Below are 15,249 nucleotides of genomic sequence, written 5' to 3'. Positions count from 1 at the left end.
TCAGAGGTTCCGGCTCACCGTGATGGCCCACTGATAGGCTTGCAGCAGGCTGCGCCAATAGCTTGCGCCATCGACGCCGGCGCGCGCCAGGCTGGCGGGCGTCGGCGTGGCGCCGCTTTCGGCCAGCGCCAGCATGGCGCCCAGTTCGCCGCTGCGTTCGAGCAAGGCGCCGGCGACGGCAGGGTCCAGGTTCAGGGTGGCGATAATGTCGGCCATCGACATGCCCAGCAAGGTGTCGAGCAGGGAAAACACGCCGGTCATGAAGGCCAGGTCTTGCGCCGCGCGTTCGCCGCCGCGCAACTGGCACAGTGACTCCATCTGCGCCCCGCGCACGGCCGCCAGCGGCAACAGCGCATTGATCTTGCCATCGTCCTGCTGACGCGCATACAGCAGCAATTGCAGCCAGCGCTGCAGCTGGCGCCGGCCCAGCAGGGTGATGGCCTGATGAAAACTGGTGATAGTCGCCGTGAAACCGAAGGCGGCCGAGTTGACCAGCTTGAGCAGATGATAGGCCAGCTCGGGATCTTGCTTCAACGGTACTTCGAGTTCCTGCACGTCGGCGTCGCGCGCCAGCAGGCCCAGCAGCACCAGCACGCGGCGGCGCGAGGTGCCCTCTTCCGCGTCGCTCTGGCGGCGCGCGCCATGCAGCGCATAGTCGCCGGCAAACCAGCTCACTCCCAGCGCCGACAGCCGGGCCAGGCTGTCGCTGTCGGCAATATTGTAGGCCAGGTGCGGACCCGGCAATGTCATCAGCTGATGCAGGCCCGGCAATTCGCCGGCCGCATCGATGCCCAGCGCGCGCGCGTCGATCCGGGCCGCCGCCACAGGGCCGGCGCCAGGACCGTCGAGCACGATGCGGTAGCCAGCCTCGCGCCATTGCAAACAGAGTTGTTGTACTTGCTCGTTGGCGGCAGCGGCGGCGGGCAAGCGGAAAATGGTGCGCTGTGGCGGGAGCTGCGGCAACAAGCGGGCCAGCAAGGGTTCATCGGCGCCGTGCGGCTCGCTGAGGGGAATGATGCAGTCGAGCGGCGCCAGGTGAGCGTAGACATCGGCCGCAGCCAGTGCGCTCAGCAACGCCTCGCCGGCTTGCGGCGGAAGATGGAAGCTGACGGCGACCCACTCGTTGTGCGCATTTGCAACTGCTTGTAATCCCACCAAAGGAAACAGGTTTGATTCAGACGCTGACATCGATCATCTCGTGTGGATAAGGCAAAAAGTGTTCATGAACTGGCCGCAAATAAGCCACTGCCATCAGGCATGACACTTCGACAGCAAGAATCATTCTATCCGAATCTCACGAATGAAACAGTTTTATATTAGCAATAAATGTTCAGAAAACATTCCAACAAGAAACCACGACCATCTGCCGCCGTCTCCATCAGGCGCCGCCGCCATCGAATTGCGCGTGCTCGACCGCATATTTGATCAGTTCGGCCTGCCCTTCTATACCGAGCTTGCGCTTGATGTTCAGGCGATGGGTTTCCACCGTGCGCACGCTCAGGTCCAGCTCGCGCGCGATCTGCTTGTTCGACTGGCCGGCCGCGATATGCTGCAGCACCTGCTGTTCGCGCAGGGTCAGGAAAGTGTCTTGCACTTGCGGGCGTGACAATTGCCGCGCCAGCGCCGCGCTGTAATAAATGCCGCCGGACATCACCGTTTCGATGGCGAAGACGATATCCTTGCCCGGCGCATCCTTCAGCACATAGCCGCGCGCGCCGGCGGCGATCGCCTGCGATACGTATTCGAGCTTGTCGTGCATGGACAGGATCAGCACGGCAATCTGCGGAAACGCCCGCTTGAACAGGCCGGTTGCTTCAATCCCGTTGGTGCCGCGCATATTGATGTCCATCAGCACCAGGTCCACCTGATGCGCGCGCGCCTGTTCCAATGCCTCGTCCGCACCGCCGGCCTCGGCCACCACATCGAAATGCGGCACCGCTTCCAGGCGCGCGCGCAAGCCGTCGCGCACCAGCGGGTGATCGTCGACCAGCAGGATGCGTATTGTTTCGGTCATGATGTTGTGATCTCTTTATGAGTGAAGGGCAGGCGCGCCAGCACCACCGTGCCGCTGGCTGACGAGGCGATATGCAGGCTGCCGCCGATGGCTTCCATGCGCTCGGTCATGTTGCGCAGGCCGATGCCGCGCTGCGGATGCAGGGCGATGCCGTCGGCGTCGAAACCGCCGCCATTATCCTCGATGCGCAGCTCGACCGCCCCCTGCGCTTCGCGCAGGCTGACCGCGACCGTGCTGGCATGGGCGTGGCGCTCGCTGTTGGTCAGCGCTTCCTGGGCGATACGGAACAGCACCGTGTTGACCATGTCGGGCAAGCCTTCGCCGGCCCCTGGCGGGCTGGCGGCAAAGCCGGCCTGGGCGCGGCTGCTGTCATTGTATTCGTGCACCAGGTGGTCCAGCGCCGCGCCCAGGCCCAGGTCGTCCAGGATGGCCGGGCGCAGGTTGTGCGAAATGCGGCGCACTTCGCCAAGCACCTTGTTCAGTTGCTCGGCGGCCCGCTCGAAAGTGGCCGGCGCACGGGCTTGCTGGTCGGCATTGCCGGCCAGGCGCGCGATGCCGGCCTCGATCTGCAGCTTGATCGATACCAGCCACTGGCTGATGCCGTCATGCAGATCGCGCGACAGCCGCGCCCGCTCTTCCTCCTGCGATTCGACCACTCTTTGCGCCAGCACTTTCAGCTTGGCGTCGGCCACGCGCAGTTCGCGGATATTCAGTACCAGGCCGCAGCCGGCCACCACCAGCGAACCGAGGATGGCAATGGCCGCGATCCACAGCATGGTCGAGCGGATATTGGCGAACTGCTGGGCGCCGACCTTGGCCAGCGCCTGGTCCACATCGTCCATATAAATGCCGGTGCCCATCATCCAGCCCCATTCCGGCATCAGGATCACATAGCCCAGCTTGGGCGCCGATTTATTGCTCGACGGCTTGACCCAGTTGTAGCGCTCGAAGCCGCCGCCACTCCTGGCGCGCTGCATCAGACGCTGGATGGTCAGGTTGCCGTCCGCATCGCGCAGCTGCCACAGGTTCTGCCCCACCAGTTCGGGCTGGCGCGGGTGCATCAGCGAGTTGCCTTGCAGATCGTAGATAAAGAAATAGCCGTCGTCGCCATAGCTGAGCGCGGCCAGGATGCGCTTGGCTTCCTCTTGCGTGGCGGCGTCCTTGCGGCCCGACTTGACCAGCTTGGCAATCGAGTGGCTGGCCAGCGTCACATAGTGCTTGAGTTCGGATTCCTTGCTGGCCAGATACGCCTGCTCGATGGTGGCGCGCTGCTGCTCGGCCAGGATCAAGGCCTGGTGACGCACAGCAAAGGCGATCGCGCACATGGCCAGGATCAGCGGCGTGATGGCCAGGAAGATGACTTTCTGTCGTAGTTTCATGACCTGGCGCAATGGAGGTGGAAGTAAACAATCGAAACTGCGATTTTACGCGGCTACTGGGCCCGGCTCTGCGTAGTAATACTGAGGCGGACTGCGTAGTGGTGCGCTTGCCAGCATTATACGATTGGTGAATACTCGGCATAAGCTGCGCTGACTGAACAAACTGGCAACGACCAGTGCACCACAGGGTAACCGACACAGGGTGCAGCACCCGTCAATTTCTGGAGGAAGCATGAACCGCATTTTCAAACAGCTCGGCTGGGCAGCGCTTGCGCTGGCCGGCGCGGCGTCGCTGGGCGTGGTCGCCCTGCAGCGCGGCGAACCGATCAGCGCCATCTGGATCGTCATCGCCGCCGTCTGCGTCTATCTGATCGCCTACCGTTTCTACAGCCTGTTTATCGCCGACAAGGTGCTGGGACTCGATGCACGCCGCATGACCCCGGCCTTCAAGCACAACGATGGCCTGGACCACGTGCCCACCAATAAATATGTGCTGTTCGGCCACCACTTCGCGGCCATCGCCGGCGCCGGCCCATTGGTCGGCCCCGTGCTGGCCGCGCAAATGGGCTACCTGCCCGGCATGCTGTGGATTCTCGCTGGCGTGGTGTTTGCCGGCGCAGTGCAGGACTTTATCGTGCTGTTCATTTCCATGCGCCGCGACGGCCGCTCGCTGGGCGACCTGATCAAGGCCGAACTGGGCGAGATTCCCGGCCTGATCGCCCTGCTTGGTTGCTTCATGATCATGGTGATTATCCTGGCCGTGCTGGCCCTGATCGTCGTCAAGGCGCTGACCGGCTCGCCATGGGGCAGCTTTACCGTGATGGCGACGATTCCCATCGCGCTGTTCATGGGCGTGTACTCGCGCTTTATCCGCGTCGGGCGCATCGGCGAAGTGTCGGTCATCGGTTTTGTGTTGCTGATGCTGGCCATTATCGGCGGCCAGTACGTGCAGGAACACGCCGTGCTGGGCGCCATGTTCACCTTTACCGGGACCGAGCTGACCTGGATGCTGATCGGCTACGGCTTTATCGCTTCCGTGCTGCCGGTGTGGCTGCTGCTGGCGCCGCGCGATTATCTGTCCACGTTCCTGAAAATCGGCACCATCCTGGGCCTGGCGATCGGCATCATCGTCGTCGCGCCCTACCTGAAAATGCCGGCCATGACCAAGTTCATCGACGGCTCCGGCCCGGTCTGGTCGGGCAATCTGTTCCCCTTCCTGTTCATTACCATCGCTTGCGGCGCCGTGTCGGGCTTCCATGCCCTGATCTCGTCGGGCACCACGCCGAAGATGATCGAAAACGAAAGCCACGCCCGCTTTATCGGCTATGGCGCCATGCTGATGGAGTCCTTTGTCGCCATCATGGCGCTGGTGGCCGCCTCGACCATCGAGCCGGGCATCTATTTCGCCATGAACAGCCCGGCCGCGCTGATCGGCACCACGGCCGAGTCGGCCGCGCAGGCGATCTCGCAATGGGGCTTTTATGTAACGCCGGACATGCTGACGCAGACCGCCAGGGACGTCGGCGAGCACACCATCATCTCGCGCGCCGGCGGCGCACCGACGCTGGCCGTGGGCATGGCGCAAATCCTGTCCGGCGCCATGGGCGGCAAGGCCATGATGGCCTTCTGGTACCACTTCGCGATTCTGTTCGAAGCGCTGTTCATCCTGACCGCCGTCGATGCGGGCACGCGCGCCGGCCGCTTCATGCTGCAAGACTTGCTGGGCAGCTTTGTGCCAGCGCTGAAACAGACGGAAAACGTGATCGCCAACCTGCTGGCCACGGGCCTGTGCGTGGCGGCCTGGGGCTACTTCCTGTACCAGGGCGTGGTCGATCCGCTGGGCGGCATCAATACCTTGTGGCCGCTGTTCGGCATCGCCAACCAGATGCTGGCGGCCATTGCGCTGATCCTCGGCACCTGCGTGCTGTTCAAGATGAAGCGCGGCCAGTATGCGTGGGTGACGATCACGCCGACCATCTGGCTGCTGCTGTGCACCCTGACGGCCGGCTGGCAAAAGATTTTCGACGCCAATCCGCGCGTCGGCTTCCTGGCCCATGCCGACAAATATTCGGCCGCGCTCGACGCCGGCCAGTTGCTGGCGCCAGCCAAGTCGGTGGCGCAGATGCAGCAGATTATCTTCAACGATTACCTCGATGCGGGCCTGGCCGGCTTCTTCGTGATCGTGGTGATCAGCGTGCTGCTGTTCGGCATCCGCACCATCATGAAGGCGCGCGCCGACAGCCGCCCAAGCACCAGGGAAACCCCATACCAGGCCATGCCGACGGTGCCCTGATGATCGATGAAATCCTCAAGGCGGGCCGCTATCTGGGGCAAAGCATGCGGCTGATGTGCGGCCTGCCCGAGTACGATACCTACGTGGCGCACCGGGAAGTGACCCATCCCGGCGAGCCGATGATGACGTACGAGGAATTCTTCCGCGAACGCCAGGAAGCGCGCTACGGTGGCGCTGGCAAGCGTGGTGGTTGTTGCTGATGTAGCAGTATTGATCGAGGCCAGTCGTTCCAGACTGGCCTTTTCTTTTGGCTTGCCCGCCCCCCGGCCACCTTTCCCATACTTAGACTCACATCAACATGATGCTCCGTCATCACGCTTATATTTTTCCTATGGGAATTAATTAAAGAATAGCAATAATTACCCCGGAGGATGTCCGTCCCCATGTTCAACTTTCAACGCGCCAGCATCAGCCAGAAACTGACCATGATTTCGGTATTGTCCTCCGGCAGCGCCTTGCTGCTGGTGTTCATGGCGTTTGCCGCCACCGCCGTGATCAGCCACAAGGAAGACGAGAGCCGCCAGTTGCTGTCGCTGGCCGGCGTGATCGGCGCGGCCGGGGCTGGCCCCCTGTTGACCGGCAAGACGGGCCAGGCGCAGCAGATGCTGGCCGCCTTGCAGGCGCGCGACGAGATCGTGCAGGCGGCCCTGTATGACCGCCATGGCAAGATCTTTGCCCTCTACCGCGCCGGGCATCCGCGCCTGGACAGCGCGCCGGCCGAGGCGATGGCGCCGGAGCGCCTGGCCGAGCTGATCGACGCGCCCGTGCTGCCCGGTGCGCGGGTGGCGCTGGCCCGTTCGATGCGGCTGTACCGTCCGGTGTGGCAGCACGAGCAGGTGGTCGGCGCCATCATGATCGAAACCGATCTGTACCAGATGTGGCGCGATATTGCGCGCCACCTGGGCGCCATCAGCAGCGCTACCTTGCTGTCGTTCCTGGTGGCGCTGATACTGGCGCGGCGCTTCAAGAGCCTGATCGCCGAACCGATTACCAAGCTGATCGAGACAGCAAAAAAAGTGTCGAGCAGCCAGACCTACAGCCACCGCATCGCCCACCGGCGCAGCGACGAGCTCGGCGTGCTGATCGACAGCTTCAACGACATGCTGGCGCAGATCGACAGCCGCGACGCCACCCTGGCCAATTACCGCGACCAGCTCGAACGCCAGGTGGGCGTGCGCACCGAGCAGCTGGAAAAAGCCAAGGATGCAGCCGAGGCCGCCAGCCAGGCGAAAAGCGCGTTCCTGGCCACCATGAGCCATGAAATCCGCACCCCCATGAATGGCGTGCTGGGCATGACGGAGTTGCTGCTGGCCAGCCAGCTCACGCCACAGCAGCGCCATTACACCAGCATGGTGCAGCGCTCGGGGCAGAATTTACTGGTCATCATCAACGACATCCTCGACTTTTCCAAGATCGAGGCGGGCAAACTGAGCGTCGAATATATCCGCTTCAATTTCCGCGAGCTGCTCGACGATATCGAACATGTGTTCGCGCCGCAGGCACAAGCGAAGCATATCTGCCTGGAATTCGATATCGCCAACGATATCCCGATCGCCATCTGCGGCGACCCGAACCGTCTGCGCCAGATTATCGTCAACCTGCTGGGCAACGCCATCAAGTTTACGGAAACCGGCAAGGTCACGGTCAAAGTGGAAGTATGCCGCGAGGACAATCCCAGCGTCGGCCTGCGCTTCGAGGTGCACGACACCGGCATCGGCGTGTCAAGCGAGGCACGCTCGCGCATCTTCGACTCCTTTTCGCAAGCCGATGGCTCGACCACGCGCAAGCATGGCGGCACCGGCCTGGGCCTGACAATATCGAAACAGCTGGTGGAGCTGATGGGCGGCACTATCGGGGTCGATAATGCTCTAACGCAAGGCTCCATCTTCTGGTTCGACGTAAATTTCGATAAACGGCGCGTCGACAGTGACGATCCATCTTTCAATCTGAACACTACGCGAGGGTTACGCGCCTTGATCGTCGACCACACACCCGCTACCCGCGCCGTACTCGAACGCCAGCTGGCCAACTGGCATATCGCCAGCGACAGCGCCAGTTCGGCCGGCGACTGCTTGACCCGGCTGCGCGCCGCCGTGGACGCCGGCTTGCCCTATACCGTCGCCCTGCTCGACATGGAGTTGCCGCGCACCAGCGGCCTGGCGCTGGCCGCCACCATCAAGAGCGACCCGCAACTGGCCGATCTGAAACTGTTGTTGCTCAGCACTGAACGGGGTGCGGCCGATCCGGTCCAGCGGCGCGAAGCCGGTGTCGCCTTCCAGCTGATCAAGCCGGCGCGCGAATGCGACCTGTTCGACTGCATCGTCACGCCGCCGCGCGCCAGCGAAAGCCTGCGCGTCCATCCGCCACATGCGCCGAGGCAAACCAGCCGCCGCCAACGGCGCCGCGTGCTGCTGGCCGAGGACAATCCGGTCAATGTCGAGGTGGCGCTGGCCATGCTCGACAGTCTGGGCCTGGACGTGGTGTGCGTCCACAATGGCGAGCAAGCGCTGCATGCGGCACAGGCCGGGGACTTCGACCTGGTGCTGATGGATTGCCAGATGCCGGTCATGGATGGCTTTGCGGCCACGGCGGAAATCCGCCGCCACGAACAGCACCACGGCCACGCGCGCATGCTGCCCATCGTGGCCATCACCGCCAACGCGCTGCAGGGCGACCGCGAAGCGTGCCTGGCGGCCGGCATGGACGACTACCTGAGCAAGCCTTTTACCCAGCAGGAACTGGCCAGCACGCTGGCGCGCTGGATCGCCCTGCCGCGCGCGGCCACCGTGCACCATGCGGACGAGGCCATCGACACGCCGCCGGCCAGGCCGCAAGCGGCGAACCTGACTCCGGCGGCAGCGTCGGCAGCACCTTCGAACGAACTGAACCGGCAGGCGCTGGACAATATCCGCGCCCTGTCGGGCGCGGGCGGTGACGGCGTGGAAAATACCTTGCTGGAAAAAGTCATCAACGCCTTTACGACCGACACGCCACGCCAGCTGGCCAGCTTGCGCACGGCCATCGCCGCGCACGATACCGAGGCCATGCGCAAGATCGCGCACAGCCTCAAGTCCGGCAGCGCCAACGTCGGCGCCGATGCGCTGGCGCTGCAGTGCAAGGAGATGGAAAAACTGGGCCGCGCCGGTAGCACCGATGGCGCGATCGGGCTGCTGCACACCATGGACCAGCAATTCCTGGCGGTGCGCGACGCCCTGGAGCGCCTCCTCGTGAAGGAAGATTGACATGACAGCGCCTCTTTCCAACAAGCGCGGCCTGGTACTGGTGGCCGACGACGACCCCGTGATGCGCATGCTGATGCGCCAAATGCTCACGCAAGTGGGCCTGGACGTGATCGAGGCCGAAGACGGCGTGCAGGCGCTGGCCAGCTACAAGCTCAAGGGCCCGGATCTGGTCATGCTCGACGTCGACATGCCGGCCATGGACGGCTTTGACGTGTGCCGCGAAATCCGCCGCCAGGAAGGCAACGTCACCGTGCCCATCATCATGGTCACGGGCGGCGACGAAATCGAGGCCGTCACGCACGCCTACGAAGTGGGCGCCACCGATTTCATTTCCAAGCCGATCAACTGGCCGATTCTGGGGCACCGCGTGTTATACGTGCTGCGTGCCAGCGACGCCATTGCCCGCCTGCGCATTGCCGATGCGCATAACCGCGCCGTGCTGGCCGCGATTCCCGACACCTTCTTTCGCCTGAACCGCGACGGTTATTATCTCGACTACGAACAGGGCCACGACGCCAGCGCCGGCTTTTCCATAGAAAATTGCGTCGGCAGCCATATCAGCGAAGTCTTGCCGGCAGAGATAGCCGCGCGCCTGGTCGAGCAGATGCACAAGGTGCTGGCCACCCAGCATATCGGCTCGGTCGACTACACGCTCACGCACGCCGACAGCACGCGCCACTTCGAAGCACGGCTGGTGTCGACCGGGCCGGACGAAGTGCTGGGCCTGGTGCGCGATATCAGCGAACGCAAGCGCACGGAAGAACAGATACGGCGCCTGGCCTACTGCGACAGCCTGACGGGCATCCCGAACCGGCAAGCCTTTCTGGAAACCCTGGAACGCGAACTGGTGCGTTCGAAAGAACACAACAAGAAATTTGCCGTGCTGTTCATGGATCTCGACGCCTTCAAGCGCGTCAACGACACCCTGGGCCACGACGTCGGCGACCATCTGCTGAAAATCGTCTCCGAGCGCTTGCGCGAAACCATCCGCCCCAGCGACCTGGTGCTGCGCGCCGAACATGAACTCGACGGCCAGCCGGGCGGCAGCAACCTGGCGCGCCTCGGTGGCGACGAATTCACCATCCTGATCCCCGACCTGGAACGGGTGGAAGACGCGCTCAATGTGGCGCACCGGGTCAAGGAAGCCATGCGCCGGCCCTTCATGATAGCCGCGCATGAAATTTTCGTCACCGCCAGCATCGGCATTTCGCTGTATCCCGAGGACGGCGAAGACTGCAATTCGCTGCTCAAATACGCCGACACGGCCATGTACCACGCGAAAAACTGCGGCAAGAACAACGCCAAGCTCTACAGTTCTTCGCTGACCATGGAAATCATGAGCCACGTGAAGATGGAAGTGGGACTGAGGAAAGCGCTGCGCAACAACGAGTTGTACTTGCTGTACCAGCCACAGATCGACGTGCCCAGCACCCAGATCGTCGGCGTGGAAGCGCTGGTGCGCTGGCGCCATCCGGAACGGGGCATCATCTCGCCCACCGAGTTCATCCCGCTGGCCGAGGAAACCGGGCTGATCGTGCCGATCGGCGAATGGGTGCTGCGCACGGCCTGCAACCAGGCCAAGGCCTGGCAGCGCGGCGGCCAGCAGGCCATCCGCATGGCGGTCAATCTGTCGGCCAAGCAATTCAAGGATGAAAACCTGATGCAGATCGTGCTCTCGGCGCTGGCCGACACGGGCCTGGACGCGCGCCTGCTGGAACTGGAATTGACGGAAGGTACCTTGATGGACGACGCGCGCGCCACCATGGTGACCCTGGAGCAACTGCGCGGCATCGGCGTCTACCTGTCGATTGACGACTTCGGCACCGGCTACTCATCGATGAATTACTTGAAACGCTTCGACGTGCGGGCCTTGAAAATCGACCGCAGCTTTATCGCCGGCCTGCCGCAGGACGCGGAAAACGCGGCCATCACGCGCGCCATCATCGCCATGGCGCACGGCTTGAAAATGGTGGTGGTGGCCGAGGGCGTGGAAACGGACGAGCAGTTGCTGATGCTGGAAGAATACGGCTGCGACATGGCCCAGGGCTATTTTCTGGGCCACCCGTCGCCACACGATGCGATCACGGCCATGCTGGAGCGGCAGGCGCCGCCGCCAGGCGGCAAGCTCGACCTTACTGGACTTCGAAGACGAGGAGTTGCGTGACTTGCTGGGTATTGAAATTATCGTCCGACACCAGCACCAGGCTGCGCCGGCCATGGTCCAGGCGCGGCCCCCAGGCCATCCCTTCCAGGTTGTCCACGCGCGGCAAGCCGATCTTTTCCAGGTCCAGCAACAAACGCTTGCGCGCCGGCACGTAATTGGCCCCCTTCAACGCCGGCAAGTCCTTGATATCGGTGGCACCGGTGACATCCATTTCATAGATGCGTACATGGTTGACGTACACACCCTCGGCATCTTCCACGCCAGCACGCTCGAGCACCAGCAAGCGGTGCTCGTCGATGGCCAGGATTTCGGACACGCCATTGTCCGCATTGCGCCCCGGCGCAGGTTTCGATGCGATCGACTCGATCTCGTAGGCATATTGCGCCAGTACCTGGCCGGCGCGGCTCAGTTGCGTGATGCGCAGCACCGAACCGTGCTCTGGGGTGGCCAGCGGTCCATCCTGGTACAGCGACGCTTCCATGCCCAGCCACAGGCTGTTGCCGTCGGCTGAAAACGACAGGCCTTCAAAGCTCATGTTGTTGCGCGAGCCAAGCTCTTCCTTGCTGACCTTGAACATGGGCGGCGTCGGCAAGGTGGCGATAAAGCGGCCGTCGCGGCCGGCATGGGCCACGAAGGGATCGAGCCCCACCTTGCGGTTGCCTTCGCTGCCATACCAGAGGCTGCCATCGAGCGGATCGACGCGGATGGTTTCGATATCGGGTACCTGCTCGCCACGGTCCAGTTTGGCGTGCGCCAGGTTCGGATAATTGCCGCCGCTGGCCTGCTGGAAAAAATGCACGCTGTTCAACGTCACGCCGGAAAAACGCTTGCTGTCGTAGTTCAGGCTGGCGCGATAGAAACGGGCCGGATTGAATTCCGAACGGTCATCGCTTTCCAGCACCCAGTCGCCGCTGGCGGCATCGTAATCGATGCCGGACAGGCCGCCGACCAGGGTGCCATTGAACGGCTGCTTCAAGGCGATGCGCTGCTCGCCGATCAGGCGCAGGCTGGTGATCGGGGCGTCAGCGGGAATGCTGGCGCAGGCAGACAGCAGCAGGGACGCGGCTAGCGCGAAGACGGCGCACAGGGGGGGCAAATTCACGGATGTTCCTAAGCTCGGTTAATACCACAACGTAAAATCTGGGGTCAGACCCGGCAGGTCTGACCCCAGCTTTAGGTCCGAGGCTGAAATAAAGTCACACCACCCCATCGGCCTTGAGCCTGGCAATTGCCGCCGCATCAAACCCCAGCGACGCCAGCACCTCGTCGTTGTGCTGGCCCAGGCTCGGCCCCAGCCACTGCGTCCTGCCCGGCGTGGCGGACAGCTTCGGCGTGATCGCCGGCAGCTTGACGGGGGTGCCGTCGGCGAACTGGTGCTGTTCGAACATGTCGCGCGCGAGAAATTGCGGGTCGCTCATCATGTCGCGCACCGAATAAATCTTCCCGGCCGGCACATCTGCCGCCATCAAGACGGCCAGCGCGCTGTCTATGGTGTGGGTGGCGCACCAGGCGCCGATGGCGTCGTCGATTTCCTGCGTGCGCGCCACGCGCCCGTCGTTGCGCGCCAGTTGCGCATCGCCAGCCATGTCGATGCGGCCCATGGCCAGCATCAAACGCTTGAAGATGGCGTCGCCATTGCCGGCAATCACGATATTCTCGCCATCGCCGGTGGTATAGGTGTTCGATGGCACGATGCCGGGCAAGGAGCCGCCCGTGCGTTCGCGCACCACGCCGGCCTGGTCGTATTCGGGCACCAGCGACTCCATCATGTTGAACACGGCCTCGTACAGGGCCACGTCGACCATCTGCCCTTCGCCGCCGTCCCTGCCGCCGGTCACGTCGCGGTGGCGCAGCGCCATCATGGCGCCGATCACGCCGTGCAGCGCCGCCACCGAGTCGCCGATCGACACCCCCACGCGCACCGGCGGGCGGTCGGCAAAGCCGGATACATAGCGCAGCCCGCCCATCGATTCACCGATGGCGCCAAAGCCGGGCAAGTCTTTCATCGGGCCGGTCTGGCCAAAGCCGGACAGGCGCACCATGATCAGGGAGGGCTTCAACAGCTTGAGTTGTTCGTAGCCGAGCTCCCACTTTTCCAGCACGCCGGGGCGGTAATTCTCGATGATGATGTCCGCTTCGAGCGCCAGCTGGCGGGCGATGGCGCGCCCTTCGGGCGCCTTCAGGTTCAGCGTCAGGCTTTTCTTGTTGCGTGCCTGCACCGACCACCACAGCGAAGTACCGTCTTTCAGCACGCGCCAGGAACGGATGGGGTCGCCACCGTCGGGCGACTCGATCTTGATCACGTCGGCGCCGAATTCGGCCAGCATGCGGGCACAAAAAGGGCCTGCGATCAGGGTGCCCAGTTCCAGCACCTTGATGCCGGCCAACGGTCCCGTGGAGGTGGTTTTTTCCATGTGTTATGTCGCCCTGCGGTCGAGCATCGCGCGGGCAATCGTGCCCGCGTCGACGTATTCCAGTTCGCCGCCCACCGGCACGCCGCGTGCCAGGCGGCTCACGCGCAGGCCACGGGCCTTGAGCATTTCGCTGATGTAATGGGCGGTCGCTTCGCCTTCATTGGTGAAGTTGGTGGCCAGCACCACTTCGGTGACCACGCCGTCGTTGGCGCGGCCCAGTAATTTTTCAAGATGGATATCTTTCGGGCCGATCCCGTCCAAGGGCGACAAGCGCCCCATCAGCACGAAATACAGGCCCTTGTAGGTCAGTGTCTGCTCGATCATCAACTGGTCGGCGGGGGTTTCCACCACGCACAGCAGGCGCTTGTCGCGCGCCTCGTCGAGACAATTTTCGCAGATCTCATGTTCGGTAAAGGTATTGCACAGGGCGCAGTGATGCACCGCATCGACGGCCTGGAACAGGGCGCGCGACAGCATGGACGCGCCTTCCCGGTCGTGCTGCAACAAATGAAACGCCATCCGTTGCGCCGACTTGGGGCCGACGCCGGGCAGGCGCCGCAGCGCCTCGGTCAGAAATTCCAGCGACTTGGACATGGATTACACCACTCCGGCCGCAATGATCGGGCGCATGCGGCTGGTCATCAGAATGGCATTTTGAAGCCGGCTGGCAGGTTCATGCCGCCGGTCAGGCCTGCCATTTTCTCGGCAGAGGTCGCTTCAGCCTTGCGCACGGCGTCGTTGAAGGCGGCGGCCACCAGGTCTTCCAGCATGTCCTTGTCGTCGGCCAGCAGCGACGGGTCGATCGACACGCGCTTGACGTCGTTCTTGCAGCTCATCACGATTTTCACCAGACCGGCGCCGGACTGGCCTTCCACTTCCACCAGCGCCAGTTGTTCCTGGGCTTTTTTCATATTGTCCTGCATTGCTTGCGCCTGCTTCATCAGGCCAGCCAGTTGATTTTTCATCATGAGAAATGCTCCGTATTATTTAATTAAGTTAATCAATGCAAGGTCGGCGCCGTGCCGGCCGGTGCGGGTGTAATCGTCCCCGGTACCACGAAGGCGTCGAAGGCACGCTTCATATCGAGCACAAAGGGGTCGGTTTCAATCGTTTCTTCAGCTTGCCGCTGGCACGCTTCGCGGTGCGCCTGCGCTTCGGCGCTGGCCGTGTACCAGACGGCGCCCAGTTCCGTATCGACATGGACTTTGCGGCCAAAGCGCTCGGCCAGCGCCGCCGCCAGTTTTTCCACGTTGGCAGGACTGCGCCAGGTATCGATCGGCACGCGCAGGCGAAACGTGGTGCTGTCGCCATCGTGCAGGCATTCGATCAGCTCGGCCTGCACGGCCAGCTGCTGGGCCACGCCGCGCAGCGGCAGCACGGCCGCCACGGCCGGCCAGTTGCCGTCCCAGTCCAGGCCCGGCACGGGCGTGATCACATACGGCGCGCTGGGCGCGGCCTGCCTGGGCGCGCGCTGCGGCATCACTACCGCAGGCTGCTCGCAGCTGGCCTGGGCCGGTGCGCTTTGCACGGCGGCCGAGGCGCTGTCGTCGGAAAATTCGGTGACCCACGGCGGCAACTCGTCATCGGGCTCGGCTTGCGGCGGCGCCTGACGCGCGGGCGCAGGCGTGTCCATCACAAGCACGGCTGGCGCCGGGACCGGGACCGGTACCGGGACCGGTTCATCGTCCCATGGCGCGGGCGACCTGGCGGCGGCCGGCGGCGTGGCGCGCGCCGGGCGCTCGG

The 15,249-nt window shown here is 63.5% G+C and carries 11 protein-coding genes and 1 pseudogene; 4 read left to right on the top strand and 8 right to left on the bottom strand.

Annotated features, from left to right (window positions below; all coding sequences use genetic code 11):
* From CD932_RS26930 to CD932_RS26920, 3 genes are all read right to left on the bottom strand, one after another.
* A complete protein-coding gene (locus CD932_RS26930) occupies nt 1-1,188 on the bottom strand; it encodes an EAL and HDOD domain-containing protein (RefSeq protein ID WP_094445964.1) in 1,188 nt (395 codons plus the stop codon).
* 190 nt (nt 1,189-1,378) lie between these two features.
* The gene (locus tag CD932_RS26925; RefSeq protein WP_094445963.1) at nt 1,379-2,014 is read right to left on the bottom strand and encodes a response regulator transcription factor; all 636 of its coding nucleotides are present in this window, start codon (nt 2,012-2,014) and stop codon (nt 1,379-1,381) included.
* Nucleotides 2,011-3,393, bottom strand: coding sequence for a cache domain-containing protein (locus CD932_RS26920; protein ID WP_094445962.1), 1,383 nt, complete (start codon nt 3,391-3,393; stop codon nt 2,011-2,013). Before CD932_RS26920 ends, CD932_RS26925 begins: the two co-directional genes overlap by 4 nt.
* Before the next feature lie 232 nt (nt 3,394-3,625).
* Between CD932_RS26920 and CD932_RS26915 the strand changes: the two genes are divergently transcribed.
* The 4 genes from CD932_RS26915 to CD932_RS26900 all read left to right on the top strand — a co-directional run bounded on the left by CD932_RS26915 (nt 3,626) and on the right by CD932_RS26900 (nt 11,092).
* Nucleotides 3,626-5,686 (top strand): carbon starvation CstA family protein, encoded by a 2,061-nt coding sequence (locus CD932_RS26915; protein WP_094445961.1) that lies wholly within the window; start codon nt 3,626-3,628, stop codon nt 5,684-5,686.
* The gene (locus CD932_RS26910; RefSeq protein ID WP_094445960.1) at nt 5,686-5,886 is read left to right on the top strand and encodes a YbdD/YjiX family protein; all 201 of its coding nucleotides are present in this window, start codon (nt 5,686-5,688) and stop codon (nt 5,884-5,886) included. Before CD932_RS26915 ends, CD932_RS26910 begins: the two co-directional genes overlap by 1 nt.
* A gap of 183 nt (nt 5,887-6,069) precedes the next feature.
* Complete coding sequence (locus CD932_RS26905; RefSeq protein ID WP_094445959.1) at nt 6,070-8,928, top strand: response regulator; 2,859 nt, start codon at nt 6,070-6,072, stop codon at nt 8,926-8,928.
* A gap of 1 nt (nt 8,929) precedes the next feature.
* Entirely contained in the window at nt 8,930-11,092 is a 2,163-nt protein-coding gene (locus CD932_RS26900) for a bifunctional diguanylate cyclase/phosphodiesterase (protein ID WP_094445958.1), read from the top strand.
* Here CD932_RS26900 and CD932_RS26895 read toward each other — a convergent pair.
* The 5 genes and pseudogenes from CD932_RS26895 to CD932_RS29600 all read right to left on the bottom strand — a co-directional run.
* Nucleotides 11,061-12,194: an esterase-like activity of phytase family protein gene (locus tag CD932_RS26895; protein ID WP_094445957.1), complete on the bottom strand. Its 1,134-nt coding sequence runs from the start codon at nt 12,192-12,194 to the stop codon at nt 11,061-11,063. The genes CD932_RS26900 and CD932_RS26895 overlap by 32 nt on opposite strands.
* Nucleotides 12,195-12,288: 94 nt before the next feature.
* A complete protein-coding gene (locus CD932_RS26890; RefSeq protein WP_094445956.1) occupies nt 12,289-13,506 on the bottom strand; it encodes a CaiB/BaiF CoA-transferase family protein in 1,218 nt (405 codons plus the stop codon).
* A gap of 3 nt (nt 13,507-13,509) precedes the next feature.
* On the bottom strand, nt 13,510-14,100 hold the full coding sequence (recR, locus tag CD932_RS26885; protein WP_065305998.1) for a recombination mediator RecR: 591 nt from the start codon (nt 14,098-14,100) through the stop codon (nt 13,510-13,512).
* Between the two features lie 47 nt (nt 14,101-14,147).
* Nucleotides 14,148-14,474, bottom strand: coding sequence for a YbaB/EbfC family nucleoid-associated protein (locus CD932_RS26880; RefSeq protein WP_094445955.1), 327 nt, complete (start codon nt 14,472-14,474; stop codon nt 14,148-14,150).
* A 32-nt stretch (nt 14,475-14,506) separates the two neighbouring features.
* Nucleotides 14,507-15,249: pseudogene (locus tag CD932_RS29600) on the bottom strand (DNA polymerase III subunit gamma/tau); the annotation flags it as partial.

Origin of the sequence: Janthinobacterium sp. PC23-8 (assembly GCF_002250505.1) — a bacterium.
GTDB lineage: Bacteria > Pseudomonadota > Gammaproteobacteria > Burkholderiales > Burkholderiaceae_D > Janthinobacterium.
The sequence above is the reverse complement of the archived record's forward strand: the minus strand, read 5'-3'. Positions and strand labels throughout refer to the sequence as shown.

Bases quoted from the DNA above. Each gene is read 5' to 3' on its own strand.
- recR (WP_065305998.1), bottom strand. From the start codon at position 14,100: ATGTCCAAGTCGCTGGAATTTCTGACCGAGGCGCTGCGGCGCCTGCCC.
- CD932_RS26880 (WP_094445955.1), bottom strand. From the start codon at position 14,474: ATGATGAAAAATCAACTGGCTGGCCTGATGAAGCAGGCGCAAGCAATG.
- CD932_RS26915 (WP_094445961.1), top strand. From the start codon at position 3,626: ATGAACCGCATTTTCAAACAGCTCGGCTGGGCAGCGCTTGCGCTGGCC.
- CD932_RS26910 (WP_094445960.1), top strand. From the start codon at position 5,686: ATGATCGATGAAATCCTCAAGGCGGGCCGCTATCTGGGGCAAAGCATG.
- CD932_RS26930 (WP_094445964.1), bottom strand. From the start codon at position 1,188: ATGTCAGCGTCTGAATCAAACCTGTTTCCTTTGGTGGGATTACAAGCA.
- CD932_RS26920 (WP_094445962.1), bottom strand. From the start codon at position 3,393: ATGAAACTACGACAGAAAGTCATCTTCCTGGCCATCACGCCGCTGATC.
- CD932_RS26905 (WP_094445959.1), top strand. From the start codon at position 6,070: ATGTTCAACTTTCAACGCGCCAGCATCAGCCAGAAACTGACCATGATT.
- CD932_RS26925 (WP_094445963.1), bottom strand. From the start codon at position 2,014: ATGACCGAAACAATACGCATCCTGCTGGTCGACGATCACCCGCTGGTG.
- CD932_RS26900 (WP_094445958.1), top strand. From the start codon at position 8,930: ATGACAGCGCCTCTTTCCAACAAGCGCGGCCTGGTACTGGTGGCCGAC.
- CD932_RS26890 (WP_094445956.1), bottom strand. From the start codon at position 13,506: ATGGAAAAAACCACCTCCACGGGACCGTTGGCCGGCATCAAGGTGCTG.